The 17,192-nt window shown below is 35.0% G+C and carries 13 protein-coding genes; 5 read left to right on the forward strand and 8 right to left on the reverse strand.

The window, feature by feature from the left end; genetic code table 11:
- Positions 1 to 103 precede the first annotated feature (103 nt).
- From IRZ83_RS01995 to IRZ83_RS02005, 3 genes are all read left to right on the forward strand, one after another.
- Positions 104 to 3,022, forward strand: coding sequence for a PQQ-dependent sugar dehydrogenase (locus tag IRZ83_RS01995; protein ID WP_194566479.1), 2,919 nt, complete (start codon positions 104 to 106; stop codon positions 3,020 to 3,022).
- Between the two features lie 256 nt (positions 3,023 to 3,278).
- Complete coding sequence (locus IRZ83_RS02000; protein WP_194566481.1) at positions 3,279 to 3,713, forward strand: DUF1810 domain-containing protein; 435 nt, start codon at positions 3,279 to 3,281, stop codon at positions 3,711 to 3,713.
- 288 nt (positions 3,714 to 4,001) lie between these two features.
- Entirely contained in the window at positions 4,002 to 4,610 is a 609-nt protein-coding gene (locus IRZ83_RS02005; RefSeq protein WP_194566483.1) for a hypothetical protein, read from the forward strand.
- Between the two features lie 245 nt (positions 4,611 to 4,855).
- On the opposite strand, the gene IRZ83_RS02010 is transcribed toward IRZ83_RS02005, so the two are convergent.
- The 5 genes from IRZ83_RS02010 to IRZ83_RS02030 all read right to left on the reverse strand — a co-directional run bounded on the left by IRZ83_RS02010 (position 4,856) and on the right by IRZ83_RS02030 (position 13,186).
- Positions 4,856 to 6,850, reverse strand: coding sequence for a heavy metal translocating P-type ATPase (locus IRZ83_RS02010; RefSeq protein ID WP_194566485.1), 1,995 nt, complete (start codon positions 6,848 to 6,850; stop codon positions 4,856 to 4,858).
- A gap of 185 nt (positions 6,851 to 7,035) precedes the next feature.
- On the reverse strand, positions 7,036 to 8,253 hold the full coding sequence (locus IRZ83_RS02015; protein ID WP_194566487.1) for an efflux RND transporter periplasmic adaptor subunit: 1,218 nt from the start codon (positions 8,251 to 8,253) through the stop codon (positions 7,036 to 7,038).
- A 2-nt stretch (positions 8,254 to 8,255) separates the two neighbouring features.
- Positions 8,256 to 9,503: a TolC family protein gene (locus IRZ83_RS02020; RefSeq protein ID WP_194566489.1), complete on the reverse strand. Its 1,248-nt coding sequence runs from the start codon at positions 9,501 to 9,503 to the stop codon at positions 8,256 to 8,258.
- 136 nt (positions 9,504 to 9,639) lie between these two features.
- Entirely contained in the window at positions 9,640 to 12,768 is a 3,129-nt protein-coding gene (locus tag IRZ83_RS02025) for an efflux RND transporter permease subunit (RefSeq protein WP_194566491.1), read from the reverse strand.
- Positions 12,769 to 12,862: 94 nt separating this feature from the next.
- Positions 12,863 to 13,186, reverse strand: a complete 324-nt coding sequence (locus tag IRZ83_RS02030) for a DUF6660 family protein (RefSeq protein WP_231632070.1) — start codon at positions 13,184 to 13,186, stop codon at positions 12,863 to 12,865.
- A gap of 316 nt (positions 13,187 to 13,502) precedes the next feature.
- On the opposite strand from IRZ83_RS02030, the gene IRZ83_RS02035 reads away from it, so the two are divergent.
- Entirely contained in the window at positions 13,503 to 14,624 is a 1,122-nt protein-coding gene (locus IRZ83_RS02035; RefSeq protein ID WP_194566493.1) for a hypothetical protein, read from the forward strand.
- A gap of 10 nt (positions 14,625 to 14,634) precedes the next feature.
- The gene (locus tag IRZ83_RS02040; protein ID WP_194566495.1) at positions 14,635 to 15,408 is read left to right on the forward strand and encodes a porin family protein; all 774 of its coding nucleotides are present in this window, start codon (positions 14,635 to 14,637) and stop codon (positions 15,406 to 15,408) included.
- A gap of 2 nt (positions 15,409 to 15,410) precedes the next feature.
- Here the strand turns inward: IRZ83_RS02040 and IRZ83_RS02045 are convergent, their stop codons facing one another.
- Genes IRZ83_RS02045 through IRZ83_RS02055 form a run of 3 tightly spaced genes read right to left on the reverse strand, consistent with a single transcriptional unit; the run spans position 15,411 to position 17,161 of the window.
- Positions 15,411 to 15,995 carry a chemotaxis protein CheB gene (locus IRZ83_RS02045; protein WP_194566497.1) on the reverse strand — a complete coding sequence of 195 codons (585 nt, stop codon included), beginning with the start codon at positions 15,993 to 15,995 and terminating at the stop codon, positions 15,411 to 15,413.
- A complete protein-coding gene (locus tag IRZ83_RS02050) occupies positions 15,977 to 16,786 on the reverse strand; it encodes a CheR family methyltransferase (RefSeq protein WP_029269788.1) in 810 nt (269 codons plus the stop codon). Before IRZ83_RS02050 ends, IRZ83_RS02045 begins: the two co-directional genes overlap by 19 nt.
- 6 nt (positions 16,787 to 16,792) lie before the next feature.
- Positions 16,793 to 17,161 carry a response regulator gene (locus IRZ83_RS02055; protein ID WP_029269786.1) on the reverse strand — a complete coding sequence of 123 codons (369 nt, stop codon included), beginning with the start codon at positions 17,159 to 17,161 and terminating at the stop codon, positions 16,793 to 16,795.
- Between the last annotated feature and the right edge of the window lie 31 nt (positions 17,162 to 17,192).

The raw sequence follows: 17,192 nt of genomic DNA on the forward strand, positions 1-17,192 counted from the left end.
GTGGCAATCATCTCAATCTTCAAAAGAAATTATTGGAAATTAAATAATTAGGAAGAAAAAGATTAAATTTGGTTGCCCAAATTATTAATCATTTTGAATAATTATGAAAAAAAACCTACTTTTCACGTCTTCAAGGCGACAATTACTCACTTTACTGCATGCTTTCCTTTTGATGATCGCATCACAATCTTATTCTCAATACATTACACAAAATCTTGCTCCGACAGCCGTCATTAAAGAAGGGCTTTCTTTAGAACAATCTTCTGATGGCCGAATTTTTATTGCAGAAAGAGGCGGAATAGTAAAGGTGTTTCAAAACAATGTTGTCTCTAGTGTTTTTACCGTTACAACCGTAACAGATAATGAACAAGGATTACTCGGATTAACACTTCACCCTGATTTCGCGACTAACGGCTACATTTATGTATTTTATTCGATTAACGACGGAACTGTAATCAGACATCGAATTGAAAGAATTAAAATTAATACTGCCAATCAAGTGGTTAGCAGACAGGAAATTTTGCTTTTAGAACCTATTGGAGGCGGTTTTCATAACGGAGGAGATTTAAAATTCTTTAACGGATTTCTTTACGTTACAGTTGGAGACAGTCAGCTGAATACCAATTCTCAGGATTTGGATACCTATAAAGGAAAAATCCTCCGACTTACAGAAGACGGACAGCCAGCTCCAGGAAATCCATTTTATGGAAGCGGTTCGGTACAAAGACAAAGCATCTGGGTTTACGGGTTTAGAAATCCGTGGCGATTGGTGCCAAATGTTGCTGCCAATAAATTATTTGTTTTGGATGTTGGAACTTCTTGGGAAGAAATAAACGAAATCAGCAATCCAGCCATTCGTAATTATGCATGGGGGCACCCGCAAGGAGGCGACGGAAAACAAACTGAAACTAATTTATTTACTAATCCCATATTTACATACGCGACCGGCAGTATCGGAAATGCTTTAACGAATGGTGTATTGTATAATCCTGCTATTTCTCGTTATCCTAATCTTCAGGGACAATTCATCATTAAAGACTATGTCAGAACACAAATAAGATCTTTTGATCCTAATATTGCTGATCCTGTTTCGACTACATTTTTTGAAGCACCACAGCAATACGCACTTGGAATGATGTTAGGAAATGATGGATACATCTATTATTGTGCTTACGGAAATAATGGTTCTCTAATCAAATTGGACTATATTGAAACTGCAGCTCCAACAATAGTAAATCATCCGGTTTCTCAAACTGTAATGGCAACTTCGCCAGTAACTTTTACCGTTTCGGCGAGCGGAACTGGTTTAACATATCAATGGCAATTTAATAATATAAATATCAACGGCGCGACTGGTGCAAGTTACACGATTCCAAACGTTACAACTGCAAATGCAGGCCCTTACAAAGTAATTGTTACCAATACCGCAGGAAACGTAACCAGTAATCCTGCAACACTTACCGTAACGCCATTTACAAATCCGCCAACTGTTACTTTAGTTTCACCATTGCCAACTTTAAAATGGAATGCCGATGATGTAGTTCATTTTGAAGCCACAGCTACAGATACGGAAGACGGGACTTTGCCAGCAAGTGCTTTTTCATGGAGTATGGATTTATTTCATGAAGATGTTCCAGGAGCTGGCCACTCGCATCCTGGCGCAAGTCCGCAAGGGGTAAAATCTGGCGACTTTACGGCATCCAATCAAGGTGAAAAGACACCAAATGTATGGTATCGTTTTACTGTAAAAGTAACGGACAGCAACGGTTTAACTGCGTCTTCTTTTGTGGATATTAAACCGAATTTAGTTGATGTTACAGCTACTTCTTCCCCAGCACTACTTAATTTAGAATTCAATCAAAAAGCAGTTACTGCGCCTTCTACAAAACAAGTTGTGGCGAATGCTGCTTTACAAACTTTAAACGCTCCTACTCCACAATACGTTGGCAATATTCGTTACGATTTTGATCATTGGAGCCAAGGCGGAGCAGCAAATCAAACTTTTAAAGCTCCAGCCACAGGAACGATTACTTATACTGCATTTTATACAGCAACGACGCTTGCCAATGCGCCTTATCTAGGAACAGTTGCTCAAATTCCAGGAATTATTGAAGCCGAAAATTATGATGTTGGACCAAGTGCTTTTTTAGATAAAAATGGCGGAGGAGATACTGCATATCGAGCGGGAGACGGTGTAGGAACAGAAGCCTGCAATGAAGGCGGTTTCAATATTTCATATGTAGCGAAGGATGAATGGCTGAAATATACAGCAAAAGTAAATACTGCTGGAACTTATACTATAAATTTAAGAATTGCATCTCCGTACGCAAACCGAAAATTACATCTTGAAGTCGATGGCGTTAATAGCACTGGAGTTGTTAATATTCCGAACACTGGAGGTTTTCAGGCTTGGCAAACGTTTGCCATTCCAAATATAGCTTTGACTCAAGGTACGCATGTCATTACTTTATATTTTGATGAAAATGACATCAACGTCAATAAAATGGAATTTGTACTGACTGGTAGTGTCGCTGCTCCTATTGCCGATTTTGAGTTTACGCCACAAATGGGCTGTATTAATACTGCTGTGACTTTCACTTCAGTTTCAGTAGGAACCGTAGATAGTTATACTTGGAATTTTGGCGCTGGCGCTCAGCCTGCAACCGCAACTGGAATTGGACCGCATTCGGTTATTTTTTCTACAGAAGGAAATAAAGAAGTTTCACTCACAGTAACAAACGCAACTGGAAGCAATACCAAAGATGTTATGTACATGGTTCATAACTGTAATCTTGGTGTTGAAATTCCAACTGAAGACTCTAATAAAATTAGAATCTATCCAAATCCATCAACTGGAATATTTCATTTGTCTAAAGAGCTAAAATGGACGCTATTCTCTCCTTTGGGAATCAAAATCAAAGAAGGTTCTGGAAATATAATTTCGATTGCAGAACAGCCAACTGGAATATATTTTGTAAAAACAAATGAAACCAGTAAAGCGATCTCAATAAGCAAACAATAAGACTTTATAAAAATCTCGCAAAGAAACAGTACGCAAAAAATAAATTTTGCCTATTCACGGCTTTGCGAGATTATTTTTTAGGTGTTTAATACTATTATTTTCTTTTTTTGTAAAGTAAATCTGCAAGTTCTTCTTATCTGAATCATTTCTCTTATTTATAAAAAAAATAGCAGGAAAAAAAAGATTTCAGCGCATACAACTAAACATATTTTCAGTAGTTTTATGACCTGATCTCCCAAATAAATATCAGTAAAGAATGGCCTACAATACAAATGAATTGCTTCGGTTTTTAGATGCACAAAATAAGTTATATTTAGTTGCTCTTGATGAAATTAAAAAAGGAAAGAAAGAATCTCCGTGGATGTGGTTTATTTTTCCTCAGATAAAAGGAATGGGTTCAAGCGACAATTCAAAATTTTACGCAATTAAAAGTGCAGATGAGGCAATCGCTTTTCTAGAACATCCAATTTTAGGAAAACACCTTGTCGAAATTACCGAAGAATTGATCAGAAAGGAAGAAAAAACAGCTGAAGAAATATTTGGAATGCCCGATGATGAGAAATTAAAATCTTGCATGACTCTTTTTGCCAGCATCCAAAATACACAACCTGTTTTTCAGGAAGTGCTGCATAAATATTTCGATGGCTCTTCAGATTTTCATACGTTGCAATTATTATACAGCAATCTTTAAAGTCAGAAAGTTAGCATTATAGTTACGTTTTCTTTAAATTGAAAAGTGACTTTCTAAATTAGATATTTGTATTTGTAACATTGTTGCGTTTACTTAATGGGAATTGCAAAGTGATATAAGTGTTAAAAAATTTAACCGCAAAGAGCGCTAAGATTAGCAAAGTTCGCAAGGTTTTACACAAAGCTTTGCGAACTTTTTGTTTGCATTAAACTTTAATAAATAAAAGCCTTTGCGTGCTTTGCGGTTAAATACAATCTAATTTTAGTATTTTTAATAAAAAGTGCATCAATGAAAAAAATAATTTTAATAATCGTTGCCGTTATTATTGTTTTATACGTTTTTAAACAATTGGTTTACAAACCTTATACATGGAGAAAAGCCATAAATAATCCAGAGCATAAATTGCAGCTGGGCAGTTTTGTTTTTTGTAAACAGCGAGGGGCAAACGGCAGTCAAAGCATGCAGAATTATTATTTTATTTTTAAAGTAATTGAAATAAACGGAGATTATGTCAGGCTTTCTGTTATTCGTCAGTTATCTGATAAAGATAAATTGCAACAGTCTGATTTTTCGACTACAAAAGATGCGTTTAAGGATTTAAAAGATACTATTAAGCACATTACTATTACTCCTATTCTTCCTGAAGATTTATACAAGGAAGGTGCTTCTTTTACTTTAAATGATTATTTGTTAGATAAATATCCTTCTCTAAAAAAGTCTCGTTTTTATTATGAAGACGTAAAATTAGATGCAAACGCAACAGAATATTTTAGTTTGGTTTATTCTAAAGAAGAAATTTTAAAAAGGGGAAAATTGGTTCCGTGGATATTAAACAACAGCGACAAACCTGAATTAGCTGAAAGATTATCTGAGGATATCGATTTGATTCTTAATTAGTTTGAACTAATTTAATCGAAAAGTACGAAAAGATTACGCGCGGTTCGCAAAGTGTAAAGTCAAAGCTTTGCGGACATACTAGATTTTTTAACCTTGCTTTTCAAAACTACTATGGAATCCTGATTTTAAAAATTTTTACATTGAAGAAAGATGGATTGAAATTTTGAATACTATTTAATAAGTGAACCATATTTATAGCAAAAGCCCAATTCAATAAAATGAATTGGGCTTTTGAATATTTAAGTTTAAAACTTCATTTTCTGAATTCTGACTGCGTTCAAAATCGCTAATAATGCTACGCCAACATCGGCAAAAACGGCTTCCCACATAGTAGCCAGTCCGCCTGCGCCAAGAATCAACACAAAAGCTTTAACGACAAAAGCCAAAGTGATATTTTGCCACACAATTTTTTTGGTTTGCTTGCCAATGTTTATCGCCATCGGAATCTTGCTGGGTTTATCGTCCTGAATCACTATATCTGCAGTTTCGATAGTGGCATCGCTTCCTAAGCCTCCCATTGCGATTCCAACCGTACTTAAAGCAATTACGGGTGCATCGTTTACGCCGTCGCCAACAAATGCTACTGTTTCGTTTTTAGCTTTAATTTCATTTAATTTACTGACCTTATCTTCTGGCAGTAAATCTCCAAAAGCCTGTGCAATTCCAAGTTTATCTGCAACAAATTGTACCACATTGGTTTTATCACCGCTGAGCATCGTTACTTTAACACCTAATGCTTTTAGTTTATCGACTGCTTCTTTCGCATCTTCTTTAATTTCATCTGCAATAGTAATGTAACCAGCAAATTTTCCGTCGTATGCAATGGCAATTGTAGTGTAAACAACTGAATTTGGATCTAAATCATATTTAATATTAAATTTATCCATCAATTTGAAATTCCCTACATGCAGTTCTTTTCCGTTTATTACAGCTTTTAATCCGTGTCCGGAAATTTCCTCTACATTTTTCAATTCAATCGAAGCATCAACCTGACCAACATGATTGTGAATTGCCGTTGCAACTGGATGTGTACTTTGACTTTCTAGAACATTAACTAATTTCAGGATTTCATCTTTATCAAATTCATCTAAAATAATAACTTCCTGCACTTTAAAAACACCTTCAGTCATGGTTCCTGTTTTGTCCATCACGACATTCTGAATCGTAGAAATGCTGTCAAGAAAGTTGCTTCCTTTAAAAAGTATTCCGTTTTTGCTTGCTGCGCCAATTCCCCCAAAATAACCAAGCGGAATACTAATAACCAATGCACATGGACAAGAAATTACCAGAAACACTAAAGCGCGATATACCCAATCATTAAAAACATAATTATCAACAAACAGCATTGGCAATAAGCAAATTGCAATTGCAAGATACACCACAATTGGGGTATAAATTTTAGCAAATTTTCTAATAAATAATTCTGCCGGCGCTTTTTTAGTCGTGGCATTTTGAACCATTTCTAAAATTTTAGAAAGCTTGCTGTCACTATAAGCTGTGGTTACTTTTATTAATGCAATAGTATTTTCGTTTATCATTCCGGCCAAAACGTTTTCGCCTTTTACTTTTGTATCTGGCTTGCTTTCGCCTGTAAGTGCTGCTGTATTAAAAGATGCCGTATCAGAAAGCAACTCTCCGTCTAAACCTAATTTTTCTCCCGCTTTAAGCTGAATAATAGATCCTATTTTTACGTCGGCTGCTTTGACTTTTGTGGCAACATTATCTTCTAAAACAGTAACTTCATCTGGTCTTTGGTCTAATAAGCTTTTGATATTCGATTTTGCTCTGCTAACAGCCAAACCCTGAAAATTTTCTCCAATAGTATAAAAAAGCATTACAGCAACACCTTCAGGATATTCGCCAATTGCAAACGCTCCGATTGTAGCAATGCACATTAAGAAAAATTCTGAAAATATATCGCCTTTTATAATGCTTTCGTAAGCTTCTTTCAAAACCGGAAGTCCAACAGGCAAATAGGCTACGATATACCACGCCATTCTAACATATCCTGAAAACCAGTTTTGCGGAAAATAGTTTTCAAACACAATCCCAATAAGCAATAAGACAAATGAGATTATAGCTGGTAAAAACATTTTAAACAAACTGCCTTCAGCATTATGTTCATGATCGTGGTCGTGCCCGTCTTCATCAGAATGGTTATGATCTTCATGTACTGCACAGCATCCCGATTGATTGGTTTTTTTTTTGATTATTTTTTCTTCTATATCTTGGTGTATCATATTATAATTTCAAGTTTTATTTGTGTCAAGTTTCAAGTTAAACCTTGTCTAATTAGTTCTAAATTTACTGCTTTTCTTGCAATTGTTTCTATTGTAAGGTTCTTTTTAATTTTGATTGTTTCAGTTTTCAGGTTCTGAACTTACGAGCTTTGTTTTTAACTTGAAACCTGAAACTTGAAACCTTTTTAATGTTCATGCTCTCCTCCGCCTTTCATCGCAGAAAGCAAATAAAAAGCACCTTTCGTTACAATTTTAGCATCAGTAGCAATTCTATCGACAGATTTAACTTCCGTAAAACCTAAATCTGTTGTTCCGGGAATAACTTCAACGGCTTTAAAATGAATTTCTTTTTGGTTTGCTTCTTCTTCTACAAAAACAAAATACTTATCAGCATTTCGAACTACAGCTTCTTTTGGCAACGCAGGAACAGTTGCATTTGTGATATTAATGTTTGCCGAAACATACATTCCCGGAATCAAACCTTTTGCATCAGCAGATTCGATTTTGGCGTGAACAGCAACGGTTTTGCTTTCGTTAGAAAATGATTTATTGATTCCGAAAATCTTTCCTTTGATGGATTTGTTCGATTGGTTCGTTAAAACAAAATCAATTACCTGCCCAACAGAAATCGAACCCAAATCTTTTTCATAAACATTCAAATCCAAATGCATTTGACTGTTATCAACCACTTCAAACAACGAAACTCCTGTTTGGGCATAAGCACCTTTTGCAATGCTAATTTTACCCACATATCCGCTTATTGGTGCAACAATTGGCACAAGCGACGTACTTCCTTTCGTACTTACATGCAACGCTTCTAATTTATTTTTCGCTGCCTGCGCTCGAGCTCTTTCCGCTGCTAATTTTGATTTAACTTCCTGAAACGTTTTCCTCGGATTTACATTTTCTTCGCTTAAGGTTTTCTGGCGGTTATATTCCAATTGTAAATATTCAATATTGGCTGCTGCAGAATGATAATCTTCCTGCATTTCAATAACTTCTAAGTTTTGAATTGTAGCCAAAACTTTTCCTTTATTGACAAAAGTACCTTCCAAAACAAAAATATCTTTAACGGTTCCGCCAATCAAAGTTGAAACTTCAGCAGAATTTTGTGGCGGAACTGTAGTATATCCATTGGCTTTTATGACCTTGTTGAGGTTTCTTTCTTCGATAAATCCAGTTTCAATTCCAACTGTTTTATATTGAGCACTTGTTAAAGAAACTTCTGTTTGCGATTTTTCTTCTTCATGCGTTTCTTCTGCTTTTTTTTCATTACAGCTTAAGAAAGTAACCGCAAAGAACGCAAGGAAAAAGCGCGAGGCGCGCAAAGAAATTAAACTTTGTAATCTTTGCGAAAACCTAGTGTCCTTTGCGGTTAAATATGTTGTTAAATCTATTTTCATTTTTAATTGTTTTTGATGGATGGATATTGCAATTCTATTGCACTTTGATTAAAGCTGTGCGTTGCTTCGGTATATTGCTTTTTAATATCAATTGCCTGATTTAAAAAACTGATGTATGACCAATAACTCATATCGCCATTTGCATAACTTTTTTGCGCTGTATTTATGATTTGATCTGCATATTGCAAACCTTCATTTTGGAAATAATTCAATGCTTTTTGTTGTTTTTCGAAGTTGTTTTGCAATTCTTGAATTTGCAAGTTCAAAGTTAATTTGCTTTTATCTAAAGCCAATTGCGACTGCGACATACTAATTTCTGAAGCTTTGGCTTTCGCCGAATTAACACCGCCAAATAACGGAATCTGCAAACCGGCTGTAAAGCCTTGAAATAACGATTCAGTATTAATGGTCTGTGCAAAATAACCCAAGCCAACTTTAGGAGTTCGCAAAGCCTTAAAAGTATTCGTTTCTTTCTGATAAACCGAAATTTGCTGTTGATAATAAGCGGTTACTAAGCCCAAAGCTTTATTGTTATCTTCTCGTTTTCCAATAGAATATTGCAAAGCCGTATTTTCATCTGGAACAATATTTTCATCGGTTTGAACGAAAAACTGCAATTGTTTTTGATACATGGCCAAGTCATATTCTAACTGCGCTTTTTGCGTTTCAATTTCTTTTACTTTGGCTTTGGCACTGATTACTTCAATATTACCACTTTCTCCAGTCTGGAAACGCAGCTCTGCATTCTTTAGAAATTTGGTATAAATCTCATTTAATTCTGAGTTTAATCTCTGAATGGAAACTCCATATAAATATTGATAATACGCTAATGTAACAGCTTTTTCTATTTCATAAGATGATAATGCTTTTCGTTTTTCTGCCAGTTTTACCAATTCTTCCTGTAATTGTCGATTGGCTTTTGTAATGTTTCCTATCGGGAAGAATTGCTGTACCGAAACATTATGATCAAAATCAGCACTATTGAATTGCCCGCCCTGATATTGAACCTGAAGCGGATCTGCCTGAAAAGCAGTCTTTTTTAGAATCGTTTGTTTTTCGATTTCTTTGTCGGCAATTTTTAAATCGATGTTGTTTGATTTAGCGAGTTCTATTGCTTTTTCTAAAGATATTTTGGTTTGCGCTGATATCAGCGTGCTTGCCAACATAAATGCAATTAACCGCAAAGATCGCAAGGGATGCGCGAAGTTCGCAAAGGTTATTTTTCTTAGATTGTATAGTAGTTTTTTCATTTTATTTATTTTTATTTCACGCAGATTCAAAAAAGATTTAAGCAGATTACGCAGATTATTTTTATCAGAATCAAAAATCAAATCTGCTTAAATCTGCGTATTTTTGTAGACAAGCATAAATTATCTAATTATCTAATTATCTAATTATCTCTTTTTTACGGTCAAACTTCTCTAACATCAAATACAAAATCGGTAAAACAATTAAGGTTAGTAAGGTTGCTGAGAATAACCCGCCAATTACAACCGTCGCTAAAGGTTTCTGAACTTCTGCTCCACCGCTTGTTGATAATGCCATTGGCATAAATCCTAAAGAAGCTACGGCGGCAGTCATTAATACTGGGCGTAATCTGGTTTTGGTTCCGATTAAAACTCTTTGGAGCGGATCTGATATTCCTTCTGATTTTAATTGATTGAAGTACGAAATCAAAACAATTCCGTTTAGAACAGCAATTCCAAACAAAGCAATAAAACCAATTCCTGCCGAAATACTAAATGGCATTCCTCTCAGCGAAAGCGCAAAAACACCTCCAATTGCTGAAAGCGGAATTGCAGTAAAAATCAAGGCCGCCTGTTTGAAACTGTTGAAAGTTAAATACAGTAAAATCAGTATTAATCCTAAAGCAATTGGAAGGGCGACTGATAATCGTTTCGTAGCTTCGATTAGATTCTCAAATTGTCCGCCATAAGTAACATAATAACCTGAAGGAAGTTTTAAATCTTTATCTAGTTTCTGCTGAATTTCTTCTACAACACTTTTTATATCGCGTCCGCGAACATTCAAGCCAATTGTAATACGTCGTTTTCCATCTTCGCGGCTTACCTGAACCGGCCCTTGCTCATAATCGACAGCGGCAACCTGAGAGAGCGGTACCTGCTGACCATTTGGCAACGGAATAAACAAATTGCTCACATCTGTAATGTCGGCGCGATTGTCTTGATTCATCCTTACTACAACATCAAATCTTTTGCTTTCCTCGTAAATTTTACCAGCACTTTCTCCCGCAAATGAGGAACGGATTATTTGATTAATATCTGAAATATTCAATCCATATAATGCAATCTTATTGTAATCGTATTTAATTGTAATTTGAGGCAACCCTGTAACTTTATCCGCTTTTAAATCGCCAATTCCGTCAATATTTTTAATTTTTGAAATTAATTCGGTTGCTTTTGAATCCAGAATTTCTAAATCATCTCCAAAAATTTTAATAGCAACATCGCTTCGGCTCCCGGTCATCAGTTCATTAAAGCGCATTTGTATGGGCTGTGAAATTTCGATATTAGCACCAGGAATCACTTCCATTTCTTCTTTCATTGCATTGGCCAGATCTTCCCAATTATGATATTTTCCGGTCCATTCCTTTTTATCTTTCAAAACGATAATTAAATCACCGCTTTCAATTGGCATAGGATCGGTCGGAATTTCACCACTTCCAATTTTGGTCACAATCGTTTTAATTTCTGGAAATTTATCCTTTAGCAATTTCTCATATTTCGTAGTCGTCTCTACCATCTGCGTAAGCGAACTTCCCGTCATAATTGTGGCATTTATAGCCAAATCTCCTTCTTCAATAGTCGGAATAAATTCTCCTCCCATTGTATTGAAAATAATGAATGCCAGAGCAAATAAACCGAGAGAAATTCCTAAAACAAGCTTTTTAAACTGTAAAGCTTTTTCTAAAAATGGCTTGTAGAAAGATTCCAGCCAAACCATCATTCTATCACTGAAATTGGGTTTGTGTTCTGTTTTCTTCGAAAGAAACAAGGCGCTCATCATCGGCACATATGTCAGCGACAAAACAAAAGCTCCAATTACAGCAAAACCAACCGTCAGTGCCATTGGCTTAAACATTTTTCCTTCAGTTCCTATTAAGGCTAAAATAGGCAGGTAAACAATTAGAATTATGATTTCACCAAAAGCAGCGCTATTTCTGATTTTCGAAGCTGAATTGTAGACTTCAACATCCATTTCTTCCTGAGTTAACTCTTTTTTATTTTTTAGTTGCTGCAGATGATGCATTGTGGCTTCTACAATAATCACGGCGCCGTCTACAATAATACCGAAATCAATTGCGCCCAAGCTCATTAAGTTGCCGCTTACGCCAAAGGCATTCATCAAAATAACAGCAAAAAGCATTGCAAGAGGAATTACAGAAGCGACGATCAATCCGGCGCGAAGATTTCCAAGAAATAAAATCAATACAAAAATGACGATTAATGCGCCTTCTAATAAGTTCTTTGTAACGGTTCCTATGGCATTGTCAACTAATTTTCCTCTATCGATAAAAGCTTCAGCCACAACTCCTTCAGGCAGACTTTTATTAATCTGAATCATTTTTTCATGAATTCGATTAACAACAGCACTTGAGTTTTCTCCTTTTAGCATTAAAACTAAACCTGAAACGATTTCCCCTTTTCCGTCTTTTGTAGAAGCTCCGTAACGCAGTGCAACGCCTTCACGGACTTGGGCAACATCGCGAACCAGAACTGGCGAACCGTTGCGGTTTTTTACCACCACATTTCCTAAATCTGCAACTCCTTTTGCCATTCCGACACCGCGAATAAAATAGGCATATTGATCTTTTTCAATATAAGCACCACCGGTATTTTGATTGTTTTTTTCTAAAGCATCAAAAATTTCAGTAATTGTAACTCCAAGACTGTTTAGTGTATTTGGGTTGACAGCAATTTCATATTGTTTCAGTTTTCCTCCCCAAGCACTAACTTCCGCAACGCCTTTAATTCCCTGCAGCTGCGGAATAATAATCCAATCCTGAATGGTTCTTAATTGAACTGCATCGTATTTTTTTTCATAGCCTTTTTTGGCATAAACATCATACTGATAAATTTCTCCCAAACCTGTCGAAATTGGAGCTAGTTCTGGAGAGCCAGCATAAGACGGAATATTTTCTTCGGCTTGTTTTAATCTTTGAAAAATTTGTTCTCTGGCCCAATAAATATCAACATCATCTTCAAAAACGACGGTAACAACAGACAATCCGAAACGCGAAATACTGCGAAGTTCAATAATATCTGGAACCGTTTTTACGGCCTGTTCTAAAGGATAAGTAATTAATTGTTCGACTTCCTGACTTGCAAGCGTAGGCGCTGTCGTGATAATCTGCACCTGATTGTTTGTAACGTCCGGCAAGGCGTCAAGTGGCAGTTGTTTGAGCGAATAGCTTCCCAAAGCTATTAATACAAGGGTAAATAGCAGTATAAAGAATTTATTCTTTATACTGAACTGTATAATTTTATCTAACATTTGAATATATAATGATGTGAGAAATTAGACAAAGCTCTGTCTAGTTATTCTGTGGAAAATCCACTACAATCTCACCCAATTGAATTGGGCATCATTATGCTATTTGAGGAGGCTGCCAAATACTTCCGTAGAAATTAGAAGCAAAAACGGAATTGTAATTTGGTAATTGAATCGAAATAATAGAATATGCAACAGGAAAATCAATACTTACCAAGGATTGATAACTTAAAACCTGTGCACCACAGCAATTGCAGGCACAAAATGGCGAACACAAATCGCTGTTTTTATCATGCGAATGATTCGCTTCTGATGAAAACTGTGCAGTTTTATGAACAGCACTGTCCACTTCCATATCTGCACAAGGCATATTTGAAAGAGCCATCAAATAAATTGATAATATTATTGCTATCCATTTCACATTGTAAAAATAATATTTATTCTGTTATAAAAAATCTAAATTATTGAAAATGATGTTTATAAAAGATCATTATTTACAGCAAATGCAAGAAAAAAAATCAATTAAAAATTCTAGTTTATAAAAAAATATTAGAAATGGTAAGAAAATTTAGTTAACTTTAACAATAATTATCATATATAATTAGTTTTTTATTTCAAAGCCTTTTTGATCTATTTTATTATAAACCAAAAGAATACGCATAAAATCCCCTCAAGAATACCATAATACTTATTTATTTACGCAGTTTCTATTTAATTAATCCTAAAACCTTAATTCGATGAAATGTAATACAATAATATCTGCCTCATTATTATTCTTTAGCATGCAAATTTTCGGTCAAGTTTATACTGACAAGATCGTTGGAGAAAAAAACCAAGAATTAAAAGACAGTCTTAAAGTCGAAAAATATCCATATGCCTTACCAATATGGGGTGAGAAGGTAGCACAAAAAGGGTATAAATTGCCTTATTCTGCCGGACTTTCTGTTAATTATTTTTGGCAAGACTCTGAAATAAACATTAATGACCTTGAAGTTGGATTTAACAATGGTCCAATGTATAATTTAGATGAAATTGTACGTTTTGATAAATCTTCTGTTGAAGCTGGTGCAGTAACCATAAGACCTGATATCTGGCTGCTTCCTTTTTTAAATATTTATGGCATTTTGGGAAAAGCAAATACCACAACAAAAATCAATGCCGGAATTTGGGTTCCGGATGCAGATAATAATTGGTCGCAAGTTGCCAGTTTTAGTACTAAAGCCAATTTTAATGCTACAACAGTTGGGATAGGAATGACGCCAACAATCGGAATTGGAGGCGGATGGCTGGCGCTTGATATGAATATGTCATGGAGTGATGTCAGTGCACTGGATAAGCCCGCTTTTTCTTATATTTTTGGTCCGAGATTAGGCAAGACTTTTAAGTTTAATAAAAAAGATGAAAATATAGCATTTTGGGTTGGTGCCTTTAGAGTTCATATTTCAGGAGATACTAATGGAAATATAGCCTTGTCTGATATTTTTGATTTGGATACTGCACAAGGAAAAGTCGATGAAGGATTAACAAAGATATCTGATAACCAGACAAAAGTAGATAATTGGTGGAATGGCTTAACCCCTGCACAACAAAATAATCCTATAAATATTACCAAACATGATACCGCAAATAGAGCTTTAGAAAGCGCAGGAACATTCTTAACGCATTTAGACGGCGCTTTAAGTACAGCTGAAACTTCAACTATACAATATTCTCTTCAGAAAGCACCTAAAGACATGTGGAATTTTATTACTGGTACCCAATATCAATATAATAAGCACATTATGTTTCGATTTGAAGCAGGATTTTTAGGAACCCGTACACAATTTCTAGGCGGACTTCAGTATCGTTTTGGACTTTAAAGCCAATTTTATGAAAAAAGGTTTATTACTTTCTATTGTATTCTTTTGCATTGCTCCTGTGCATTCTCAAGTTTTAATTTCATTGATTTTTGGAGACAAGCTGAATTCTCCCTTTTTAGAATTTGGTTTAGAAGGCGGTGCCAATTTCTCGACTATTTCTAACTTAGAATCTTCTGGAACGAATGTGGGATTTAATCTTGGTTTTTATTTTGATTTTCGCTCTAAAAAAAATCCAGCCTGGATGATTAATACTGGTGTTATTGTAAAATCACCTATGGGAGCACATGGAATTCCAGTATACTCTTTAGACGATGTAAATTTAGACAATACGTTTACTGGCGGAAGCGTAAATCGCGAAATTCGTTATTTTAATGTTCCTATTTTAATTAAATACCAATTCAAAAATAATATTTATTTAAAGACGGGACCTCAATTAGGTTTGCTGGCAACAGCTTTTGATGAATTTAAAAATGAAATCAACAAAGACGATGTTGTTTATAAAAAAAATATCAGAGATCAAATTCATGTGATAGATGCAGGTCTAGCTTTAGGCGCAGGTTATCATATGAATGTTGGAAATGGCTTAAATATTACTGTCCAATATTACTACGGTCTAGTACCTGTAATGAAAGGTGACGGTCCGGATCAATACAACAGATCTTTATATGTAACCGCTGGAATACCCATTGGAAAAGGAAAAGCCGCGAAAAAAAGAGCTGAAAAAGAAGCTGAATTAAACAAAATAATTTTGCCAGAAGATGAAAAACCAAAACCTGAAAATTAAGTTTAACTATTAATTGAAGTTAGAAACTGAAGGATTTCCTCATTTGTTAAGATGAAGTCAGGATTTGTATATAAAATAGCGTTATTAGGCATAAAAGGCATCTCTGCAGAAAGCGGATTTTGAACTGCAATAGTACCGCCAGCTTCCTTAATTGCTTTTAAGCCCTGTGTTCCATCAGTATTAGAACCAGATAATAAAATCCCGATCAAACTGTCTCCATACACTTCGGCCGCAGATTCAAATGATACGTCTATGCTTGGACGGCTGTAATTTATTTTTTCAGAAGTGTCTAATGCAAGAAAATCATTTTTTTCGAAAAGCAAATGATAATTAGATGGCGCTATATAGATAAATCCAGTTGAAAGAGGCACTTTATCTTCTACCGCTTTTACTTTTATACTTGATTTTAATGTAATTAGCTCCTCTAAGGTTTGATCATCTGTGCTTTTTCTATGCAGTACAATCACCATTGCATAATCATTTAATTTGTATAATTCAGGCAATATCTGCATCAAAGCATTTAAGCTTCCTGCAGATCCTCCTATAATTACTACTTTACAGCCTGATATTATTTTATCTTCCTCCATATTTTCTCTTTTTCCAACTGTTTGTATTTGTTTGGAGCAACAGAATATTTTATGGTTTCTTTAGTTCCTAAAGCCAAAAAACCTAATACAGCTAAGCTTTCATCAAATAGATTGATAACTCTTTTTTGCAGATTAGTATCAAAATAAATTAAAACATTACGACATAAAATCATATCAAATTCATTGAATGATGTATCTGAAACTAAATTATGCTGCGAAAAAACCATCTTCTCAGCTAACTCTTCATTAAACTTTGCTATTCCGTAATTGGCTATATAGTAACTAGAAAAGTCTTCCTGACCGCCTGCATCACGATAGTTTTCTGAATATTCTTTCATCATTCGCAAAGGAAAAATTCCTTTTTTGGCTGTTTCCAAAACAGTTGCATTAATATCTGTCGCGTAGAGCAGTGATTTATGCAGCAAACCAGCTTCTTTCAGCATTATAGCCATAGAATAGACTTCTTCGCCTGTAGAACAGCCTGCATGCCATAATCTTATAAAAGGTTTTGTGCCTAACAAAGGCAAAATTTCATTTCTAACTACTCGATAAAAACCAGGATCGCGAAACATCTCGGTAACGTTTACCGTAATTTCATCAATCATTCTTTTGTAATATTCTGGATCGTATCGAACTTTTGAGAGAAATTCATGAAAATGGGTAAATCCATCTAAATGAAAAACTCTGTTGACACGCCTTTTTAATGAAGCTCTGGAATAGCTCCCAAAGTCAAAACCATAATATTCATAAACATCATTTATAAGCGTTTCTAATTCGATATCCTCAATCATAATCCATCAAATTTTGCTTAAAACAAGCAGTAATTTATCTACATCAACTGGTTTAGAGACATAATCATCTGCACCCGCTTCCAAACATTTTTCTTTATCGCCTGTCATGGCCTGTGCCGTTACCGCAACGACAAAAGTAGACTCTCTTGACGGAATCTTTTTTATTAACGGAATTGCTTCATAACCATCCATTTCAGGCATCATCATATCAATTAAAATGGCATCAATATGCTGATTATCTGATTCTAATAATTTCAAAGCCTCTTCTGCACTTAAACAAGACACACAATCAAATGATTTTGCACGCAAAGTATTTTCTAAAGCAAAAATATTTCTAGAATCATCATCAATAATTAAGAGTCTTTTTTTATTCATATTGCCCACTTTTATATATTTTTTTGCCACA

The sequence above is a fragment of the Flavobacterium sp. JLP genome, from assembly GCF_015350755.1.
Lineage (GTDB): Bacteria > Bacteroidota > Bacteroidia > Flavobacteriales > Flavobacteriaceae > Flavobacterium.